At 63.7% G+C, this 19,131-nt stretch carries 23 protein-coding genes; 6 read left to right on the forward strand and 17 right to left on the reverse strand.

All coding sequences use genetic code 11. From position 1 onward, the window contains the following. The gene (locus IVB48_RS31275) at nt 1–435 is read left to right on the forward strand and encodes a DUF6157 family protein (protein ID WP_247406161.1); all 435 of its coding nucleotides are present in this window, start codon (nt 1–3) and stop codon (nt 433–435) included. Here IVB48_RS31275 and IVB48_RS31280 read toward each other — a convergent pair whose 3' ends face one another. The 4 genes from IVB48_RS31280 to IVB48_RS31295 form a co-directional block, all read right to left on the reverse strand. Further along, nucleotides 436–1,221, reverse strand: a complete 786-nt coding sequence (locus tag IVB48_RS31280) for an enoyl-CoA hydratase/isomerase family protein (RefSeq protein ID WP_027570140.1) — start codon at nt 1,219–1,221, stop codon at nt 436–438. 30 nt (nt 1,222–1,251) lie between these two features. Beyond that, nucleotides 1,252–2,361, reverse strand: coding sequence for a cyclic nucleotide-gated ion channel (locus IVB48_RS31285; RefSeq protein WP_247406164.1), 1,110 nt, complete (start codon nt 2,359–2,361; stop codon nt 1,252–1,254). A 112-nt stretch (nt 2,362–2,473) separates the two neighbouring features. Then, complete coding sequence (locus IVB48_RS31290) at nt 2,474–2,692, reverse strand: hypothetical protein (RefSeq protein ID WP_007605264.1); 219 nt, start codon at nt 2,690–2,692, stop codon at nt 2,474–2,476. 122 nt (nt 2,693–2,814) lie between these two features. Beyond that, entirely contained in the window at nt 2,815–4,260 is a 1,446-nt protein-coding gene (locus IVB48_RS31295; protein ID WP_247406167.1) for a TAXI family TRAP transporter solute-binding subunit, read from the reverse strand. Nucleotides 4,261–4,661: 401 nt separating this feature from the next. Between IVB48_RS31295 and IVB48_RS31300 the strand changes: the two genes are divergently transcribed. Both IVB48_RS31300 and IVB48_RS31305 read left to right on the forward strand, forming a co-directional pair. Continuing rightward, the gene (locus IVB48_RS31300; protein WP_018458457.1) at nt 4,662–5,009 is read left to right on the forward strand and encodes a DUF3307 domain-containing protein; all 348 of its coding nucleotides are present in this window, start codon (nt 4,662–4,664) and stop codon (nt 5,007–5,009) included. Nucleotides 5,010–5,285: 276 nt separating this feature from the next. Then, nucleotides 5,286–5,684: a hypothetical protein gene (locus IVB48_RS31305; RefSeq protein WP_007599645.1), complete on the forward strand. Its 399-nt coding sequence runs from the start codon at nt 5,286–5,288 to the stop codon at nt 5,682–5,684. Here IVB48_RS31305 and IVB48_RS31310 read toward each other — a convergent pair. Both IVB48_RS31310 and IVB48_RS31315 read right to left on the reverse strand, forming a co-directional pair. After that, a complete protein-coding gene (locus tag IVB48_RS31310) occupies nt 5,681–6,004 on the reverse strand; it encodes a YkgJ family cysteine cluster protein (protein ID WP_247406170.1) in 324 nt (107 codons plus the stop codon). The genes IVB48_RS31305 and IVB48_RS31310 overlap by 4 nt on opposite strands. A 13-nt stretch (nt 6,005–6,017) precedes the next feature. Next, on the reverse strand, nt 6,018–6,716 hold the full coding sequence (locus IVB48_RS31315) for a YafY family protein (RefSeq protein WP_027570145.1): 699 nt from the start codon (nt 6,714–6,716) through the stop codon (nt 6,018–6,020). A gap of 112 nt (nt 6,717–6,828) precedes the next feature. Here IVB48_RS31315 and IVB48_RS31320 point away from each other — a divergent pair, with 112 nt between their 5' ends. Both IVB48_RS31320 and IVB48_RS31325 read left to right on the forward strand, forming a co-directional pair. Further along, the gene (locus tag IVB48_RS31320) at nt 6,829–7,134 is read left to right on the forward strand and encodes a hypothetical protein (protein WP_247406173.1); all 306 of its coding nucleotides are present in this window, start codon (nt 6,829–6,831) and stop codon (nt 7,132–7,134) included. A 38-nt stretch (nt 7,135–7,172) separates the two neighbouring features. Next, nucleotides 7,173–7,901 carry a glutathione S-transferase family protein gene (locus IVB48_RS31325; RefSeq protein WP_027570147.1) on the forward strand — a complete coding sequence of 243 codons (729 nt, stop codon included), beginning with the start codon at nt 7,173–7,175 and terminating at the stop codon, nt 7,899–7,901. A 216-nt stretch (nt 7,902–8,117) separates the two neighbouring features. On the opposite strand, the gene IVB48_RS31330 is transcribed toward IVB48_RS31325, so the two are convergent. The 11 genes from IVB48_RS31330 to IVB48_RS31380 form a co-directional block, all read right to left on the reverse strand. Beyond that, nucleotides 8,118–9,269 carry an ABC transporter substrate-binding protein gene (locus IVB48_RS31330; protein WP_027570148.1) on the reverse strand — a complete coding sequence of 384 codons (1,152 nt, stop codon included), beginning with the start codon at nt 9,267–9,269 and terminating at the stop codon, nt 8,118–8,120. A 78-nt stretch (nt 9,270–9,347) separates the two neighbouring features. Continuing rightward, nucleotides 9,348–9,779, reverse strand: coding sequence for a thioesterase family protein (locus tag IVB48_RS31335; protein WP_247283456.1), 432 nt, complete (start codon nt 9,777–9,779; stop codon nt 9,348–9,350). A 10-nt stretch (nt 9,780–9,789) separates the two neighbouring features. Then, nucleotides 9,790–10,551 carry an SDR family NAD(P)-dependent oxidoreductase gene (locus IVB48_RS31340; protein ID WP_027570150.1) on the reverse strand — a complete coding sequence of 254 codons (762 nt, stop codon included), beginning with the start codon at nt 10,549–10,551 and terminating at the stop codon, nt 9,790–9,792. 25 nt (nt 10,552–10,576) lie between these two features. Continuing rightward, nucleotides 10,577–12,463: a feruloyl-CoA synthase gene (locus IVB48_RS31345; protein ID WP_247406176.1), complete on the reverse strand. Its 1,887-nt coding sequence runs from the start codon at nt 12,461–12,463 to the stop codon at nt 10,577–10,579. Beyond that, the gene (locus IVB48_RS31350) at nt 12,460–13,269 is read right to left on the reverse strand and encodes a crotonase/enoyl-CoA hydratase family protein (RefSeq protein ID WP_247283469.1); all 810 of its coding nucleotides are present in this window, start codon (nt 13,267–13,269) and stop codon (nt 12,460–12,462) included. Before IVB48_RS31350 ends, IVB48_RS31345 begins: the two co-directional genes overlap by 4 nt. Before the next feature lie 181 nt (nt 13,270–13,450). Beyond that, nucleotides 13,451–13,750 carry an addiction module antidote protein gene (locus tag IVB48_RS31355; RefSeq protein WP_247406179.1) on the reverse strand — a complete coding sequence of 100 codons (300 nt, stop codon included), beginning with the start codon at nt 13,748–13,750 and terminating at the stop codon, nt 13,451–13,453. Between the two features lie 3 nt (nt 13,751–13,753). After that, on the reverse strand, nt 13,754–14,041 hold the full coding sequence (locus IVB48_RS31360) for a type II toxin-antitoxin system RelE/ParE family toxin (protein WP_346659020.1): 288 nt from the start codon (nt 14,039–14,041) through the stop codon (nt 13,754–13,756). Nucleotides 14,042–14,115: 74 nt separating this feature from the next. After that, nucleotides 14,116–14,577, reverse strand: a complete 462-nt coding sequence (locus tag IVB48_RS31365) for a DUF3237 domain-containing protein (protein WP_247406182.1) — start codon at nt 14,575–14,577, stop codon at nt 14,116–14,118. Between the two features lie 11 nt (nt 14,578–14,588). Continuing rightward, nucleotides 14,589–15,908, reverse strand: a complete 1,320-nt coding sequence (locus tag IVB48_RS31370) for a TRAP transporter permease (protein WP_027515392.1) — start codon at nt 15,906–15,908, stop codon at nt 14,589–14,591. A gap of 2 nt (nt 15,909–15,910) precedes the next feature. After that, nucleotides 15,911–16,420: a TRAP transporter small permease gene (locus IVB48_RS31375; RefSeq protein ID WP_007599673.1), complete on the reverse strand. Its 510-nt coding sequence runs from the start codon at nt 16,418–16,420 to the stop codon at nt 15,911–15,913. 126 nt (nt 16,421–16,546) lie between these two features. Next, nucleotides 16,547–17,563, reverse strand: a complete 1,017-nt coding sequence (locus tag IVB48_RS31380) for a TRAP transporter substrate-binding protein (RefSeq protein ID WP_247406185.1) — start codon at nt 17,561–17,563, stop codon at nt 16,547–16,549. 214 nt (nt 17,564–17,777) lie between these two features. Here IVB48_RS31380 and pobA point away from each other — a divergent pair, with 214 nt between their 5' ends. Further along, entirely contained in the window at nt 17,778–18,947 is a 1,170-nt protein-coding gene (pobA, locus tag IVB48_RS31385; RefSeq protein ID WP_247406187.1) for a 4-hydroxybenzoate 3-monooxygenase, read from the forward strand. The last annotated feature ends 184 nt before the right edge of the window (nt 18,948–19,131 follow it).

Here is a 19,131-nt window from a genome sequence, read left to right on the forward strand (position 1 = left end):
ATGACGAAGCTGATGCACACGACCAACTGCTTCAACACCTTCATCCAGGTTGCTGAAGATTGTCCTGCGCGCACAGGCGAAGAGCCGCCGCTACGCGCGGGAAAGCCGACGGTGGCGTGCCTGCAATACGGGATGATCGCGAAGGCGCCTTACAAATACACGTCCGACGACGTGATCTTCGCGACGTCTGCGCCAGGACGCGAACTCGCCGTGAAGGCGATGGAAACAGAGAAGCAGGCGGCCCGTGAAGCGTTCTTCTCCCGAGGGCAGGCGTGCATGAGGGCGTCGAGCCTGGGCAAGCGCTTCGGCTGCGGCGTTCATGCAGATAGCAAGGGCAGGATCGCGCTCTATCCCATCGAGAGCAAACGCTACCAGGCGCTTGCCCGCGATCCGAAGCTCACGCAGGTGCGGGCGATGCGGTCGAAGCGGGCGTGATCAGAAAATTGGCGGCCGCTTCTCCGCGAAGGCCTTGATGCCTTCCTTGATCTCGTCGCCGCGCATGCTGTCACGGTGGCGCTGGTCGGCGCCTTGCTCGTCGAGTTCGCCGCGGGCGAATTCGTTGATCGCGCGCTTCATGCCGCGCATCGCCTGCGGCGCGTTGCCGGCGAGGATGTTGGCGAGCCTATCGACCTCCTCATCCAGAAACTCGACCGCCACCATATCGGTGAGATAGCCGATCCGCAGCATCTCCGGCGCGCTGATCTTTTGCGCGGTCAGGAACAGCTTTTTTGCATTGTCGACGCCGAGCCGTGTCACGTAACGCTTGATGCCGCTGCTGTAGTAATGCAGCCCGAGGCGTGCCGCGGGCATGAACATCTCGGCGGTATCCACGCCGATGCGGAAGTCGCAGGCGAGCGCGAGATCGGTCGCGCCGCCATAGACGCCGCCGTTGAGCCGGCAGATCGTGGGGACGCCGAGATCCTCCAGCCGGTTGACGACTACCTCAAAGGCGGAGCCCGCGCTCTGCTGCTCGTTCGCACTGACCGCGCGCTCGGCAACCGAGTTGAGATCATAGCCCGCGGAGAAGGCGCGCCCGGTGCCGGTCAACACCAGCACGCGGATAGCAGGATCGGCCTCGACCCGATCGAACAGTTTGACCAGCTCGCCGAGATCCTCGGCCTGGAGCCGGTTGAGGTGTTTGGGACGATTGAGGCGGATGGTGGCGCGTGCACCAACGAGGTCGAGCAGCGGGCCAGTGGCTGCGTCGGTGATGTCCGACATTCTTGTCTCCATTTATTTGCTTGTCGCCATTTATTTGTTTTCGAGCGTGCGCCGCTTCGCCTCGGCATCGATGGTCTCGGCGAGATCGGGATGCCGCGCCATCAGCACGCGGAAGTCGACGAGGTCGAGCACGAGCAGCCGCGACACCTTGGTGGTTGAGACATTGGCGCCGCGCAAATTGTTGCCGAGCAAGGCCATCTCGCCGAAGAACGCGCCATCGCCGAGCTGCACCTTCTTGCCGGGCAGGTCGACCTCGACCTCGCCCGCGGCGATGAAATACATGCAATCGCCCTGTGCACCCTTGCGGATGATCATGGTGCGCGCCGGCAGCTCCATGGTTCGCAGCATGTGGGTGACGTCGGCGATGGCCGCCGGTCCGAGCGCCGCGAAGAACGGCACTTTGCTGACGGATTCCCAGGTCTTGAGGAAATTGTCGCGCCGGGTCTCCGCGGCAAAGCCGGTCGCCAAAATACCGGTCCAGAGGCCGAACACACCGAGGCCGGAGATCATCACCAGCGCGGCCACCATGCGGCCCAGCGGCGTCACCGGCACGACGTCGCCATAACCCGTCGTCGTCAGGGTTGCGACGGCCCACCACAGCGCGGCGGGGACGCTGCCGAAGGTCTGCGGCTGCACGTCCCGCTCCAGGAAATATTCGGCGACCGAGGCCAGGAAGACCACCATCAGGAAGATCACGAGCACGCTGAGCAGCGGCCCCGATTCGAGCACCAGCACGCGGCGGAGCTGCCGCAGGCCGGGAATGCCCGGCACCACCTTCAGCACCCAGAGCACGCTGAGCAGCCACGCCGTCCTGGGCTCGATCCCGAGAATCAGCGCGGCCGGCACCGCCAACGCACCGACCGCGTCGACCAGCCCGGCGGAGGAGGACATGTAGAGTGCAAGGCGCCCCTGTCGCGCCATATGGCGCAGCCGGACCACCCATTCGAACACGAAGTAGACGAGGCAGGTCCAAAGCAGGGCATCGACCCAGCGATGCGCCGTCTCATAGGCCGGGCTGACCGTCAGCAGCACCATGCCGAGCACGCCGACGGCGACGGCCACATAGGCCGCCCTGGTCATGTTGCGGCCGGCCGTGGCGGCCGCGAACTGGGCCAGAGCGGAGATCAGCGGCTTGGACATGCGGGAAGGCGGCTCGGTTTTGTCTTTGCGGTCCCCGACTGGAACCTCGGTGCCAAAGTGCCTGCCCTGGTCGAGGCCGTCAACGACGGGCGCGGCCGCGGGCCACGTGCCGCTACTTGAAATGCGGCGGTTCGTCGTAGCCGCGACGGCTGCTGAAGAACAGCAGCACCATCAAGCCGATGCCGACAAGAACGGAAAACCCGGCCCCCAGCGCCAGCGCCACATAGCCTTCCGTCGGAATCGGCTCGCCCTCGACCGCCATCGCGGAGTAAGCGAAATAGCCAACCGCGGCCAACATTCCCAGCAGGAAGATGATGAGGAGTGCACGCATGGCGCGGTCTCCGGTTGATCCGAGAACAAACGGTTGTGGACAGGGACGGTTCCCGGACGAGGGTCCCCCAGTCCTTCGCGGACGTGCCGGCAAGCGTCACCGCAGATCTTCAAATCGATAGGTCAGGCACTCTGAGCTGTCTTCACCACCACGACATTGCTCTCGTCGTGGTGGGGAGGGGCCGCATCCTGAGCGGCCTTCTCGCCCTCGCCCGCATGGCGCTTGAGGTAGTCGCGGCGCATGCCGATCTCGTCGCGGACGAATTCGTAGCCGAGCTTGAAGGTATCGAGCCCGTCGGTACTGATCGTGCCGTCTCGCAAGCCGATGACCGCGCCGCGCAAGATGCCTTCCAGCTCGTCCTGGAGACATTCGAGCTGGTCGAGCGAATGCGCGTGTTCAATCCGCTCGCCGATGTCGAGGATGGCGGTGGAAAGCTCGCTGGCCTTCTCCGGCGCGATCCGGGTGATCTTGGCGTAGATCGCGGCGAAGATCGAGCCGATGACGCTGAGCGCGGCAGCGGCCAGATACATCAGGTCGCTGTACTTATCCATGAACGACTTGGTGTCGTCGTTGATGTAGTCGGCCGCCCCTTGATGCGCCATCACGAAGGCGTCCTTCTCGACGGAGGCGGGTTCGATTCTGCTGGCAAAGCCGTTGTCGAGCCCGAGCGCGGACTTGTTCTCGTAGACGCTGCGCGCGAGCTCCCCGGCCGCCGTCGGCGACATCCGGGATTGGGCGACCAGCAACCATTCGAGCCCGATCGTGTCGAGATCGTCGTCGGGAATTTCCGGTGATGCAGACAGCGTGCCCGCCGTCAGCGTCTCGCTGGAAATGCCGGGGATCCTGCGCGCCAGCGCTTTTGCCTCGTCGATGGCGTTCAGCGTGAAGCCGCCGCGCCGGGCGACCTGCTCATACGCCTTGTCCCGCACCGCCCTCGAGGCGTGGACGATGGCGACGACCGCGCCAAAGCCGCTTGCCGGCGCGAACAGCTTGTCGAGCGTTGCGCCCGGCGGCGCCATCTGGATCCTCGCCGCGTCCGCGCCGTCGGGAATGTCGAGGATGCCGCGGACAAAGGCGAGCGATGATTCGTTGTCGGCGAGGACGGCGACCTTCTTCTTCTTCAGCTCGGCGAGCGACCTGATCTTCTTGTTTCCGGGCCCGAGCAGCAGCACGAGATCGTGCTCGAGGATCGCGAGTGTGCGTGCCCGCAGCGGCACCTTGGCGTCGGTGCGCAGCACCGCGAGGTCAGCCTGCTTGCGATCGAACTGGGCGATCGCCTTGGCGTTGTCGACGTTGTTGACGATCTTGATCCGGAAGCGCGAGGCGTTGTTCTTCAGGACGGCGGCGAGCTTGGCTGCGAACAGCGCCTCGTCGCTGTTAGGGGCGCCGACGGCAAAGGTCAGCGTCTCCGAACTGTGCACCAGCATGCGGCCGCCCCAGACGGTGGCAAGCGACAACAGCAGGGTCAGCACGACGTAGAGGAAGACCTGCTGCTGATTGGTCTTGATCACCTTGGGTCGCCGGGGCGGTGGCTCGATCGGCGATGAGGTCGGGCCCTCAGTACTCATGGCAGCACTCTGGCCTTATGCTTCCGGTGGCGGGCGGCATCGCGGATGCGATCGCTGCGGTCGCCCTGTAATTCGTAAACGTCTGAAAAAAGAACGATATTCTCTGCCGGCAATGATAGCGCGCAGGCCGCGGAATGCAAATTCCGAGCCGAAGGTAACCTTACTCAACCCGGCCGCGGCGATTGGTCATCCTATCACCAGTTAGCCACAGTTGGCGATTTTCCGGTTCCCCCGGCTGCATTCCGCCGCGGGAGGTGTCATAAATCGCAGGTCCCGGCGATTTGACCGGCCCAGGAAGAGATTGCGCTGAACGCTCCAATTCTTCCTGTCACGTCAACGAGGGCGCCTTGTCGTTTCCACCCCTGTCATCGGCGGTTCCGGTCGAAGCCCTCATTGGTTGGATGTTGCTGCTGACGTTCAAGCACATCATCGCTGATTTCGTCCTCCAGACCGCCTGGATGGCGCATGGCAAGGACCAGAAGCACGGCTGGGCCCTGCCGCTCCTGGTGCACTGCCTGGTTCACCTTGCGGTTGCGCTGCCGCTCATCCTGATCGTGGCGCCGAAATTCTGGTTTGTGGCACTGATCGACTTCGTGATCCACATCACGATCGACCGCGCCAAGGGCCTCGTCTCGGCCAATTTCGGTGTCGATCTTGCGCATCCCTGGTTCTGGACCCTGATCGGTGTCGACCAAGCCCTGCACCATCTGACCGGCTTCGGCCTCTCCATCTTCATGGCGGCGAACTGAGCGCTGGCGGCCGTCTGGAGTGGCTGGCGGGCCTGCGTGGTTCGAGACGGCGCTTCGCGCCTCCTCGCCACGAGGGCTGAGAATCTTTCAGCAGAAGCAGACCTCATCCTGAGGGCCCGCCGAAGGCAGGTGTCTCGAAGGATGGCCACAGAGAAAACCCTTTCCAGCCCATTGATTCGCGGCCCACGCGCAAGGACCCCGGGTGACTACCGGGCAGCGTGGTTAACCTTTCATTAGAGAATTGCACTGCATCTTCCCAGACGAGGGAGAACTGCAATGTTTTCAAGCCGCGATACCTTTGAAGGCGATTCGTGCCCGGTCCGCGACGAACTCCTTGGCGAGATGTACCGCGCCAGCGAGAGTGGCCTGCCGAGGCTGGTTGAAAGTGTTTCCCCTGACGCGCGCGCCAGGCTAGCGCTGTTCTGCTATCGCCGAAGCCATCTGCATTCGCTGGCGGTCGCGATCGCAGGCAGCTGCAACGAGCGCGACCTGATCGAGAACGGCGGCCGTGTCGGTTCGACGCTCTACGCGCTTGCGCGCGAAGGCGCGGCGAAATCCTCGCCGTCGCTGTCCGGTGGGCGCAAGCCGATCACGCTGTCGACCAAGCCGCTCTCGGTGCTCGCGCCGCTGGACGACGAGATCGACGACGAGATCAGCGAAGCCGTCCCGGCCTAAACGCTCGCGATCATTGGCAGCCCGAATTTCCGTCGCGCCATCGCGCATTCGGCGTCGCCCGGCATGCACGTGCGGCACACGTCCGGCCGCACTGCGTAGATGCCGCACGCGGTCGCTTGTCCGATCTCTCCCTGCAACGCCGAACAGCGATCGCCTTCGCAGCGCATGCCGGATTGACGGTCGTTGACGAGCGCTTCGGGAATCGCGGCGAGCTCCTCGTCGCTCTCGATCGAGAAGCGCGGCCAGTTCGCCGAATAGCCGCAGCAGGCGCCGCAACTCTGGCAGCAGCTCGACAGGTCGATGGGGGCGTTCTCGTCCATCGTCACGTGTCCTTCACGTATCCTTGGGCGGGCCCCAGACCAGGCTCTGCCGCCATTTTGCGCGCAGCACGTCGCGCCTTTCAGGATATCTCTCATCGGGATAGGTCGCGTCGACCACGCGGTCGGTGCGGAAGCTGCGGAAGTCTCCGCGCAGCTCGCACCAGGCCGCGAGCAGGCGCACGGCTTCGAGATAGCCGATCGAAATCGGCCAGATCATGCGCTCGCTGGCGCGGCCCTGCTCGTCGCGATAGCGCAGCATGATCTTCTTGCCTTCGTGGATCTGGGTGCGTGTGCGCGCCATGTCCAGGCGGTCGGGCTCCCTGTTCCAGCTCGGCCGGGCCCGGCTTGCCGGCTCCAGCACGAAGGGACGCAGGCGCTCCGGGACAGTGTCGGCGATCTTGGCCATCAGATCTTCAGCCGCGCGCGCCAGCGCGGGATCGGCATGGCCGGCGACCCATTGCGCGCCCAGCACCGCCGCCTCGATCTCGTCGGGTGTCAGCATCAAAGGCGGCAGGTCAAAACCCTTTTCCAGGATGTAGCCCATGCCGGCTTCACCGCGGATGGGCACGCGCTGGCCGATCAGCGTGGCGATGTCGCGATAGATCGTGCGCTTCGAGGTCTCGAGCTCGGCCGCGATGGCGTCCGCCGTCAGCGGCTTACGCGTGCGCCTCAGCACCTGGATGATTTGAAACAGCCGGTCGGCGCGTCTCATGACGGGTCTCTTGTCGGTGGTTTTTCAGATGGTGGCGCGCGGCTGCTGACAGGATGTTGGCAGCAGGGGAGTTCTATACCGGGTCAACACGTCGACTGAAGAGGATTTGTCCATGATCATTCCAACTCATTTCGGCCCGGCCGCTGCGCTGTGGCGGACCCAGCCTCTACAGGTCCAGCCTTTGCAAGTCCTGCGTTTGCAACTCCGGGCTTGGTACGCATGGGCGTTCGGCCGCCTCGTATCCCTTGATCTCATGGTCCTCGACCTCCGCCTTGCGCTCGCGACCATGGTGGCTCGCTTCCTGGTCCAGGCCGCGGACGCGCTGGTCCGTCATGTCATGGCCCGCGCCTGGCGAGGGGCCCGTTTCGCAGAAGATATCACGGCTGCTGCCACCATGGTGGCAGCAGCCCGCGGTTAAGTTCCCTCAACTCTTTCGGTGGTTTCAGGAGAGCCTTCATGATCACGCTTTACGGCTTTGGCACCGGCTTCGGCCTGCCGGAAATCAGCCCCTTCGTCACCAAGACGGAGGTGCAGCTCAAGATGGCGGGATTGCCTTACCGCAAGGAGCGGGCGATGCCGCCCGCCTCTCCCAAGGGGCAGCTGCCTTTCATCGACGATGGCGGCGAGGCGGTGGCCGATTCCACCTTCATCCGCGCCCATATCGAGCGCCGCTACGGCTTCGATTTCGACGCCGGGCTGTCTCTTGCCGAGCGCGCACAGGCTTGGGCGTTCGAGCGCATGATCGAGCATCACGTTTATTTTGCGCTGGTCGGGGCGCGCTGGGTCGACCCGGTCAACTTCGCCAAGGGGCCTGCGCATTTCTTCGACGGCGCGCCGGAGCACAATCGCGAGAAGTTGCGCGAGGACGCGCAATTCCGTGTCGCCGAGAACTATTTGCTCTCCGGGCTCGGACGGCACGCGCCCGATGACGACGTCGATCTCGCCGTGCGCTCGCTGTTTGCGCTCTCGGTGCAGCTCGGTGACAAGTCCTATCTGATGGGCAACAAACCCTGCGGCGTCGATGCCACCGCCTTCGGTGCACTCGCCGGGATCCTGACGCCGTTCTTCGAATCCGCCCTGCGCCGTCGCGCCGAAGGATTTTCGAACCTCACCGCTTATGTCGACCGGATGATGGACACTTACTATCCGGAGTTCGCCTGGACCCCGCTGCGGCAGGCAGCTTGACGACAGCGCGTCCGCAGGGCGTGGCGGGTGAGGGCTATCTCCTCTGGGGGCTTTGCCGGTAGACGTCAGACAATCCCAATGCGGAGGCACCCTCACCCCAACCCTCTCCCGCAAGCGGGAGAGGGGGCGACACCGGAGGTGCGGCTCGCTCATACAGCCAAAACAAAAAGAGCCGGCCCATCGGGCCGGCTCTGTCGTCTCTAGTTTTCGCCGCGTCTACTTCACCAGCGAGTACTTGCCGTTCTTCACCGTGAGCAGGATGCGCGAGCGCTCGTCGAGGCCGTAGCGGTCCTTCTCGGTGAAATTGTAGACACCCTGGCTCGCCGCAAGCTCCTTCTCCGACAGCAGCGCCTGGCGGATCGCTTCGCGGAATTCCGGCGTGCCGGGCTTCGCCGTCTTGAGTGCCGCCGGGATGATGCGCTTGAGAATCTCGAACGCATCGTAAGAGTGACCGGCGAACTGGCTGCGGCTGTTCGGGCCGTACTTGGCTTCATAGGCCGAGTTGAGCGCGAGGCCCGGCTTCTTGGTGGCAGCTTCGTCCGGCTGGTCCTCGGGATCCATGACGGGACCAGAGGCCATCAGCACGCCTTCCGCCGCTTTGCCGGCGATGCGGATGAAGTCCATGCTGGCGGCGCCATGGGTCTGGTAGATCAGGCCCTGATAGCCACGCTCGCGCAGCTCGGTCTGCGGCAGCGCGGCCGCGGTGCCGGAAGCGCCGACCAGAATGGCATCGGGATTCGCTGCCACGAGCTTCAGCACCTGTCCGGTCACCGACGTGTCGGGGCGAGCGAAGCGCTCCTCGTCGGCGATGGTTATGCCCATCGGCACGGCCTGCGCCTTCAAATCGTTGAACCAGAGGTCGCCATAGGAGTCGGAATAGCCGATATAGCCGACGGTCTTCACGCCCTTGGCCTTCATGTGGTCGTACAGCACCTTGCCCACGATCGGGATCGGCTGCGGCATCGCCACCGACCACTTCATGCGCTCCGGCGTGATCGGGAAGGGCGCCAGGCCGAAATGCGGAATGCCGGCTTCGTTGGCGACGTTGGACACGGCGATGGTCGGCGGCGTCAGCGCCGAGCCCATGATGATGTCGGCCTTGGATTCGGTCACGAAGCGGCGTGCGTTGGTGGTCGCGGTGGTGGGATCGCCACCGTCGTCGAGCACGATCACCTTCAGCGGCACGCCGCCGATCTCCTTCGGCACGAACTCCAGCGCATTGCGCTCGGGAATGCCCAGCGCTGCGCCCGGGCCGGTCGTGGTGGTGGTGATGCCGATGGTGACCTCGGCGGTCTGAGCCAGCGCGGGCACGGCCGGCAGCGCAAGCGCGGCCGCGGTGACGGCGGCGGTCAGGTAAAAGCGTTTCATCTATTCCTCCCTTTATGTGTTTCTTTGAAAGCAGAAATCGGGGGGTAATTCAGCCCCCTCTTTTGGTGATGTGGCGATTTAGCTCCGGGTCTCGCTCCCCGTGAATTTGGCTACCATTTCCGCAGGAAACGGTGCCGATTTCAGTTTGTCGGGGTTAACGGGGTCGCGCCCGACCAGGACACGGGTCTCGAAACCCTCGATCGCAAGCGCCTCGCCCTTGAAGACGCTGTGCTTTACCTCGAAACTCGAGCGCTTGATGCTCTCGACCTTCGTTTCGATGGTGATCCAGTCGCCATAAGTCGAGGGGATGTAGAACTTGGCGCGCGTATCGACCATGGGAATGCCGACCAGACCGTATTTCTTGACCAGGTCCTGCTTGGAGAAGCCGGCAACTTCGAACAGGGTCGACGTCGAATCGTCGAACATCGCGAAATAGCGCGGGTAATAGACGATGTTGGCGGGGTCGCAGTCACCCCACTGGATCTGGACGTCGCGCCGGTTCACGAACATATGCCGCGCCCTATTTCGGCGCCATGCGCAGCGAGCCGTCGAGGCGTACCACTTCGCCGTTGAGGTAGGAATTCTCGACCATGTGCAGGGCGAGCGCCGCGAACTCGTCGGCGTGGCCGAGCCGGCGCGGGAACGGGATTGCGGCGGCGAGTGAGTCCTGGGCTTCCTGCGGCAGGTTGGCGAGCAGCGGCGTGAGGAACAGGCCGGGCGCAATCGTCAGCACGCGGACGCCGAACTGCGCCAGCTCGCGCGCGATCGGCAGCGTCATGCCGACGATGCCGCCCTTCGAGGCCGAATAGGCCGATTGCCCAATCTGGCCGTCATAAGCGGCAACGGACGCCGTGTTGATGATGACGCCGCGCTCGCCGGTGGCCTGCGGCTCGAGCTTGGACATCTCGTTTGCGGCGAGACGCAGCATGTTGAAGGTGCCGATCAGGTTGACCTTGATCACCTTGTCGAAATCGGCGAGCGCCATCGGGCCGTCGCGGCCGACGACGCGCTTGGCAACGCCGATGCCAGCGCAATTGACCAGCACGCGCGCGGGTCCATGGGCTTTGGTCGCCTGCGCGATCGCAGCTTCCGCGGACGCGGCATCGGAGACGTCGCAAGCCACAGCCACGCCCTTGATCTCGGCGGCGACAGTCTCGGCGAGCTTGGCATTGAGATCAAACACCGCGACCTTGGCGCCCTGGCCAGCCAGCTTTCGCGCGGTCGCCGCACCAAGTCCCGACGCGCCGCCGGTGACGATGACAGCCTGATCCTTCAACAACATGGCGTTCTCCCTGGTGCGATATTTCTTAGCCGACCGATATCACACGGTCCGATGGATTGGCAGCGTAGAGCTCCTCGATCAGCAGGCTGCGATGCTCGAGCACCGCGCGCTGGTTGATCGAGCCCTTGTCGGTGACCTCGCCCTTGTCGATCGAGAGCGGCGTGTCCATGAGGATCGCGCGCGTGATCCGCGTCGAGGATCCCGTGGCCGCGCCGAGAAAGCGGGTCAGCCGTTCGCGAAATGCCTCGCGCACCAGCCGGTCGCGGGTCGCGACGACGAGATCGTCGGTCGGCAGCGTCGGGTTGATCAGCCGGCAGCCGTCGAGATCGAGCACGACGAGCGCGGAGACCTCGTCACGGTTGATGCCGGCGATGACGACGTCGCGCACCAGCGGTGCGCAGGCCGCAACGAAGCGCGCGCGCAACGGGCCGACACTGACCCAGGTGCCGCTGCCGAGCTTGAAATCCTCGCCGATGCGGCCGTCGAAATCGAAGCCGGCATTGAGATCGTCGGGATCGACGGGCTTGAGTGCATCGCCGAGCTTGTAGAAGCCTTCTTCGTCGAACGAACTTGCGGTGATGTCGGGCTGGCGCCAGTAGCCGGGCATCACGTTCGGCCCCTTGCAACGAACTTCCATCTTGCCGTTGTTCGGCACCAGCTTGGCGTCGTTGCCGGATACGGGAAGCCCGACATGGCCGGAGCGGCTGGTGCGCGGGTTGACCGACATGAAGAACGGCGCGGTCTCGGTTGCACCGAGGCCGGTCAGCATCGGCACGCGGTAGCCTTTTTCCTTCACCGCGAGCTCGTCGAGGCTGTTCCAGACGAACGGCGACAGGGCCGCGCCCGAGAAGAACATTGCGTGCAGCCGGTCGAAGAATTTTGCGCGCAGGCCCTGGTCGTCGCGCAGATAAGGCAGCAGCGACTCGTAGCCCTTGGGGACGTTGAAATAGACCGTCGGCGATATCTCCTGGAGATTGCGCACGGTCTCCTCGATGCCTCCAGGCACCGGCTTGCCGGCGTCGAGATACATCGAGCCGCCATTGTAGAGCGTCAACCCGATATTGTGGTTGCCGCCAAAAGTGTGATTCCAGGGCAGCCAGTCGATGATGACGGGCGGCTCGTCCTTGAGGAAGGCGAGCGTCTCGCGCAGCATCACCTGGTTGGCGCAGATCATGCGCTGGGTGTTGACGACTGCCTTGGGGTTGCCGGTCGAGCCCGACGTCAGCAGGAATTTCGCGATGGTGTCGGGGCCGATCCTGCCGTGGACCTCGTCCAGATCGCCGCGGATCGGCGTTGCCATGAGGTCGGCGAGCAAGGTGACGTCGCGGCCCGGCACATGGCCGTAGGACGCGGCGATCTCGGTGCCGAGCGAGACGTTGGCCGCGAGCGCGTCGGCGAACTTGTCGGCGTCCTCGGCGAAGACGAGGCCGGGCGTCAGCAGCTTCATCAGGTAGGAGAGCTTGCCGTAATCCTTCGATACCAGCGAATAGGCCGGCGACACCGGGCAGAACGGAATGCCGGCATAGAACGCTCCGAACGCCAGCAATGCATGGTCGATCGAATTGCCGGAGAGGATGACGACCGGCCGCTCCGCCGACAACCCGCGCGCAATGAGTCCTGAGGCAATGTGCCGGCTCGCGGCGAGCAACTCGGCGTAGCTGATCTTGCGCCAGCCGCGGCCGCCTTCGCGCTCGGCCATGAACACGCGATCGGGGGTCGCGCTCGCCCAGTGATGCAGGCGGTCGGTGATGCGGGCCGGATAGTCTCCGAGCGGCTGTTTGGGCCGCAGGTAAATCGTGCCGTCGTCGCGCCGCTCGATATTCACGACGGGATCGCCGAACGAAATGGGCCGCAGCGGGGAAGTGCTCGCGCCGCGCTCCATGCTGGAAGAGGACGACGGCTGCGCGCTCATGATTTCGGCTTCACCTTTGCGGTCTTGTGTTCGAGGAACTCGCGGATTCTGCGCTTGGCTTCCTTGTCGCTCTGCGCCACCGTCGCCATCAGCGATTCCATCAACAGGCCGGTCTGCGGATTGGCCTCCGCGATCATCGGCAGTGCCTGGAGCACGGCGAAGTTGGTCAGCGGCGCGTTGGAGGCGACCTTGGTCGCAAGCTCCATCGCCTTGCCGAGTCCGTTGCCGGCTTCCGTGACATATTGCGCAAAGCCGTAGGAGGTGCCTTCGGTCGCGGAATAAACGCGGCCGGTCAGCATCATGTCCATCATCCTGGCGACGCCGATCAGCCGCGGCAGGCGCACCGAACCGCCGCCACCGACGAAGATGCCGCGCTGCCCCTCCGGCAGCGCGAAATAGGTCGAGGGTTCGGCGACACGGATATGCGCCGCACATGCGAGCTCCAGCCCGCCGCCGATCACGGCCCCCCTGAGTGCCGCGATCACGGGCACCCGGCTGTACTGGATGCGGTCGAACACCCGGTGCCACATCTGGGAATGAAGAAGGCCGCCGGTGGCATCATGGTCGGTCAGTTCGGAGAGGTCGAGACCGCTGGAGAAATGGTCGCCGATGCCGTGGATGACGACCGCGCCGATATCCTCGGGCAGGGACGCAAAACACTCGCCGATTTCCAGGATGATGCCGTCGTTGAGCGCATTGCGCTTGGCCGGCCGATTCAGACCGACCGTCAAAACCCGGTCCGCCCGCTCGATCCTCAAAAGCCCGGAGGCGCCCGCGTCAGCGGTCTCGGCGTTTCCCTGTGTCATTTGCGTCCTTGTCAGAATAGTTATGTTGTATAACGAATTCAGGGGGAGTCAATACGGCTGACAGCGGAGAAGCCGATGCATAGTCCGGAAAAGGGACGACAGTCCGGGTGCAGCGCCCGTACCCGAATGCCCGATGCGCAAGATTGGGATCGATATTACGGACGCCGATGCGATCCGGTCGCTACGCCGCCTTCGTTCCACTTTGGGGTTGCGCCACAAGATTGATACCCATGGCGTGGAGAACTTTTATCACAGTGCCGAATTCGGGTTTGGCCTCGCCGCCAAGCGAGCGATACAAGTTCTCACGGGATAGACCGGCCTTTTCGGCAATGGCGCCCATGCCCTGAGAACGGGCTACGGCACCGATTGCCATCGTTATTGCGGACGGATCGTCGGATTCAAAGACTTCGGTGAGATAGGCCGCAATCATCTCGGGGCTGTCGAGGTACTCCGCAGCATCAAATGATTTCACTTTTGCCATTGCTCAGACCTCCAATTCGCTCGCGATCTTCTTTGCCAACGCTATGTCTCCTGGCTGAGAGCCTTTATCGCCTCCGCAAAGAAGAACGATGATCTCCTCGCCTCGGGCAACGTAGTAGATCCGGTATCCGGCGCCCTCATGGACTCTCATTTCGCTGATGCCGCCTCCGACCGCAGCAACGTCTTCGGGATTGCCGAGCGCCAGCCGATCGATCCGGGCGAGGATTTTTGCCTTCGCTCTCCGGTCTCGCAGGTTTCTAAGCCAGTCAGAGAATTCGTCGGTTCTCTTGATGTCGGCATATGTAGCGTATACGCTACAGATGCCGTATTGTCAATGGACTAGCCGGCGCTTGCGGCGCGCTGCGTTCACATCACCTGATGCACGTCGATCACCACGCGATCCGCATGCCGCGCTGCTGAACCGACATAAATGTGCTCCATCAGCCAGCGGTATTTCTCATGCCCGGTCTCGAACTTCGGCACGGTGCGGAAATAGATCTGCTTCGGGTCGACCGGCTCGCCGCGCTTGAGCTTTTGCAACAGCTCGACCGGGCCGAAGCGCATGCCCTTGTTCTCGACATAGACAATGGCGCCGTCGTCGGTTTCGAAGGCGTACTTGGCCTCGAGATCGATCAGCTCATTCGGGCGGATGGTCTGGAAGTCCGCGCCGAACGGCAGCACCTTGCCGGTGATCGCGCCCGTCACCTCGCCGCCGATGATCGGAATGATGCGGCGAATTCCGATGCCGGTCTCGCCGGCGGTGACGACGTCGCCGATTCGTGCGGTAACGGTGAAGACGTATCTGGTTTCGAGCGTCGGCGTGGTCATCGATTCACCCCTCAATGGGCCATCATCCGCGTCGGCAGCCACGTCGCCAGCAGCGGGAAGGCGATCAGGATCACCAGGCGCACGAGGTCTGTTGCAACGAACGGGATCACGCCCCTGAAGATCGTGGAGAAGGAGACGTCCTTCACCACGCTCTTGATGACAAAGACGTTCATGCCCACCGGCGGATGGATCAGGCCGAGCTCGACTGTCATGACGATGATGACGCCGAACCAGATCGGGTCGAAACCGAGATGCATGATCACGGGGAAGATGATCGGCACGGTGAGGATGATCATCGCCATGGCGTCCATCAGGCAGCCGAGCACGAGATACATCACCATGATCAGCGCCAGCACGCCGTAGGGGCCGAGGCCGAGGCCCGTGAGAAATTCCGTCACCTTCTGGGGGGTCTGCGTCACCGTGAGGAAGTACCCGAAGATCAAGGCGCCGATCAGCACGGTGAACACGGCGGCCGCCGTGCGCGTCGCCTGCAGCAGCGAGGCCAAAATCTTCTCGCGGTCGAGGCGGCCGGTCGCCACGCCGATGATGAAGGCGCCGGCAGCGCCGACGCCGCCGGCTTCCGTCGGCGTGAAGCGCGGCAAATAGGGCAGGCCGTAGAGGCCGCCGATCACGAACACGAACAGCAGCACCGGCGCCCAGATGTCCTTCAGGCCGGCGAAGCGCTCGCGCCACGGCAGCACCTTGCCCTTGGGCAGAAAGTCCGGCCGGAAATAGCCGATCAGGAAGATCGTGATCATGTACATTGTCATCGCCAGGATGCCCGGAATGATGCCGGCGATGAAGAGCTTGCCGATGTCCTGCTCGGTGATGATGCCGTAGACGGCGAGCACGGTGGAGGGCGGCAGCATCGCGCCCAGCGTGCCGCCGGCCGCGATCACGCCGGTGGCAAACGACTGCGGATAGCCGAAACGTCGCATCTCGGGATAAGCGACCGCGGAGAAAGTCGCTGCGGTCGCGACAGAGGAGCCGCAGATCGCGGCAAAGCCGCCGCAGGCGCCGACGGTAGCGATGCCGAGTCCGCCGCGCAAATGGCCGACAAAGCCGTTGGCGGCGCGGAACAGCTCGCGGCTCATGCCGGAATTGCTGACGAAGGAGCCCATCAGCAAGAACATCGGAATGACGCCGAAGGTGTAGTCGGTCACCGTGCGCATCGAAGTCTGGCCGACCAGCTTCAGCGCCGGCGTGGCGCCGACGAGATAGGAGAAGCCGGAGACGCCGACAAGGCCCATGGCCATGCCGACCGGCACGCGCAGCAGCATCAGGGCGAACAGGGAAACGAAGCCGATTACGGCGACGGCATCGGTGCTCATGATTACTCCGTCGCCTTCAGCTTGGGGTCGTGCATTTCTTCGGGATGGAAGATCAACCGGTAGGTGCGGATCGCGATCAACAGCACTGCCGAGACGTCGCCGATCCAGGCGATCGCGAAGAACGGCCAGGTCGGCATATGCATGTCGAAGGTCTGGACGTTGTCGTTGTAGGTGCCGCGGACCTTGTCGAACAGCGTCCAGGTCTGCACCGTCACGACGAACAGCAGCACCAGGGTCGCGAACACGTCGATCCAGCGCTGGTAGCGCGGCCCGACATTGCCCCAGACCAAATCGACCGTGATGTGGGTGCCGCGATAGGAGGTGGCGGCGATACCCCAGAAGATCAGGATGCCGAGCAGCATGCGACCGATGTCGAAGCTGTCGGGGATCGCATAGTTCAGCGTGTTGCGCAGCAACACCGACAGGAAGATGTCGAGCGCGACAATGCCGACGAAGGCCGCTGCGATCCATTCGATCGAATCGATAACGCGATCCATCCAGCTGCGCTTCATGTGAGCTTCCTAGGAGATATGATCCTCAGGCGGGAGAGGGAGAGGACGCGCTCCTCGCGTCTCGGCCCGCTTGCAGAACAACGGCGGCGAGATGCATCCCGCCGCCGCATGTGTTTCGACGAAGAGCTACTCCGCCAGCGCGTTGTACTTCTTCAGCGAGGCTTTCAGCTCGCTAAGCGCCGCGTCCGGGTCCGCGCCGGCCTTCTTGGCGCCGTCGCTCCAGGTTTTCACCAGGGGCTCGGCGGCCTTCTTCCAGGCGGCGGTCTGCTCGGGCGTCAGCTTGTAGACCTCGTGACCGCTCTCCGCCTTGACCTTGTCGATCCCGGCATCCTCGAACTTGCCCCAGTGCTCGCCGACCACACCGGCCATCTCGACCGTGCAATTCTTGTCGATCGCGGCCTTCTGCTTGTCGGACATCGCATTGTACTTGTCCTTGTTCATGACGAACACGAAGGTCGTGGTGTAGAGCGGCGCCTCCATGTCGTACTTTGTCACCTTGTCGATGCCGAACAGCACGAGAGAGCCCCAGGGGAAGGTGACGCCGTCGGCGACGCCGCGCTCGATGATGTCGCGCACTTCGGGCGCGGAGGACTGCACATTGGTGCCGCCGAGCGAGGTGACGAAATTCGCCATGGTGGCGTGGGCGGGGCGGATCTTCAGGCCCTTCACGTCCTCCGGCATCACGATCTTCTTGGTCTTGGAATGGAACGAGGAGGGCGAGTGGACGAAGGCGAGGCAGTATTTGACGTCCTTCATCTCCTTCTCGGCGTATTTGCGGTACCAGGCGTCCAACCCCATCGAGCCGCCCTTGGCATCCGAGATCAGGAACGGCAATTCGCCGGCGCCGATGATCGGGAAACGGCCCGGTTGATAGCCGGGATTGACATAGGTGACGTCGGCGATGCCGTCGCGCGCCATGTCGTAATGGTCGAAGGCCTTGCCCATCTGCTGGGCCGGAAACACCTTGCCCTTGATGGTGCCGCCGGAATCCTTCTCGACCGCGGCTGCCCAGTCCTCCAGCGATTTCTGCAGCGGATGCGAGGCCGGCACCCAGTGCGAGATCTTCAAATCGAAGGTCTTGTCCTGCGCGAGCGCAGGGCTCACGCTTGCTGCCAGCAGCAACGCCAGACAGGCTTTCCTCATCACGTGTCTCTCCCTCTTTTGACGGCGGGCTTCGATGGCCCGGTCTCGTTAATTAACATGTTATCTAATTGGCCGGCGCGTTCAAGCCGGAACTGGCGCGACGCGCCGTCGCGCACTCCCTTTTGCCCAACCGTTATATGATATAATTATCGTGCGCGGACGGCTGCGACAAGCGAGCCGCGACGAAAGCCTACAGGATCGGGAGGAGCAAGTATTGCGGACAAAAGTCGCAATCATCGGGGCAGGGCCGGCTGGATTGTTGCTTGGGCAACTGCTGCACGGTTACGGCATCGACAATGTCATTCTGGAGCGGCAGAGCCCGGACTATGTGCTCGGCCGCATCCGTGCCGGGCTGCTGGAAGAGGGGACCGTCGCGCTGCTCGACCAGATCGGCGCCGGCGCGCGGGCGCATGCCGAAGGTCTGGTCCATGAAGGGATCGAACTCGCCTTCTCGGGACGCCGGCACCGCATCGACATGAAGGCTTCGACCGGCAAGACGGTCATGATCTACGGCCAGACCGAGGTCACGCTCGACCTGATGAATGCACGCGCGGCCGCCGGTCTCACCTCAGTCTACGAGGCCAGGGACGTGCAGCCGCATGATTTCGACGGCAGTCACCCGCGCGTAACCTACGTGAAGGATGGCGTCACCCACACGATCGATTGTGATTTCATCGCCGGCTGCGACGGCTTTCATGGCGTCAGCCGCGCCAGCGTTCCGGCTTCGGCGATCGAGGAGTTCGAGCGCATCTACCCGTTCGGCTGGCTCGGCATCCTCTCCGAGACGCCACCGGTCAGCCACGAGCTGATCTATTCCAACCACGCCCGCGGCTTTGCGCTGTGCACCATGCGTTCGACCAGACGCAGCCGCTACTATGTGCAGTGCGCGCTCGATGACCATGTCGACCAATGGCCGGACGACCGTTTCTGGGACGAGCTCAGGCGCCGGCTCGACCAGGACGCCGCCGACAGCCTGATCACGGGCCCCTCGATCGAGAAGAGCATTGCGCCGCTGCGCAGCTTCGTCGCCGAGCCGCTGCGCTTCGGCAGGATGTTCCTGTGCGGTGACGCCGCCCATATCGTGCCGCCGACCGGCGCCAAGGGGCTGAACCTGGCGGCCAGCGACGCGCATTATCTGTCTAGCGCATTTCGCGAGTTCTACGACGAAAAATCCAGCGCCGGCATTGATGCCTATTCGGCGAAGGCACTGGCGCGGGTCTGGAAGGCCGTGCGCTTCTCCTGGTGGATGACCTCGATGCTGCACAAATTCCCCGACACCGGCACCATCGGCGCGCGCATCCAGCTCGCCGAGCTCGACTACGTCACGCAGTCGCAGGCCGCGATGACGTCGCTGTCGGAGAATTACGTGGGGCTGCCGTTTTAGGACGGTCACTGTCATGCCCCCGCGAAGGCGGGGCATCCAGTACGCCGCGGCCTCTCCGTATCACGTCGCCGTCTCTGGAATACTGGATCACCCGCTTTCGCGGGTGATGACAGTCCTGGTGAGGCGACGCCGCCGTCCATTTCAAACGCCCGCGCAAATGTCGTTTAAAACTTTGTAGGTGATG

It is taken from the genome of Bradyrhizobium sp. 76 (assembly GCF_023073025.1).
In the GTDB taxonomy this organism is placed as follows: Bacteria; Pseudomonadota; Alphaproteobacteria; order Rhizobiales; family Xanthobacteraceae; genus Bradyrhizobium.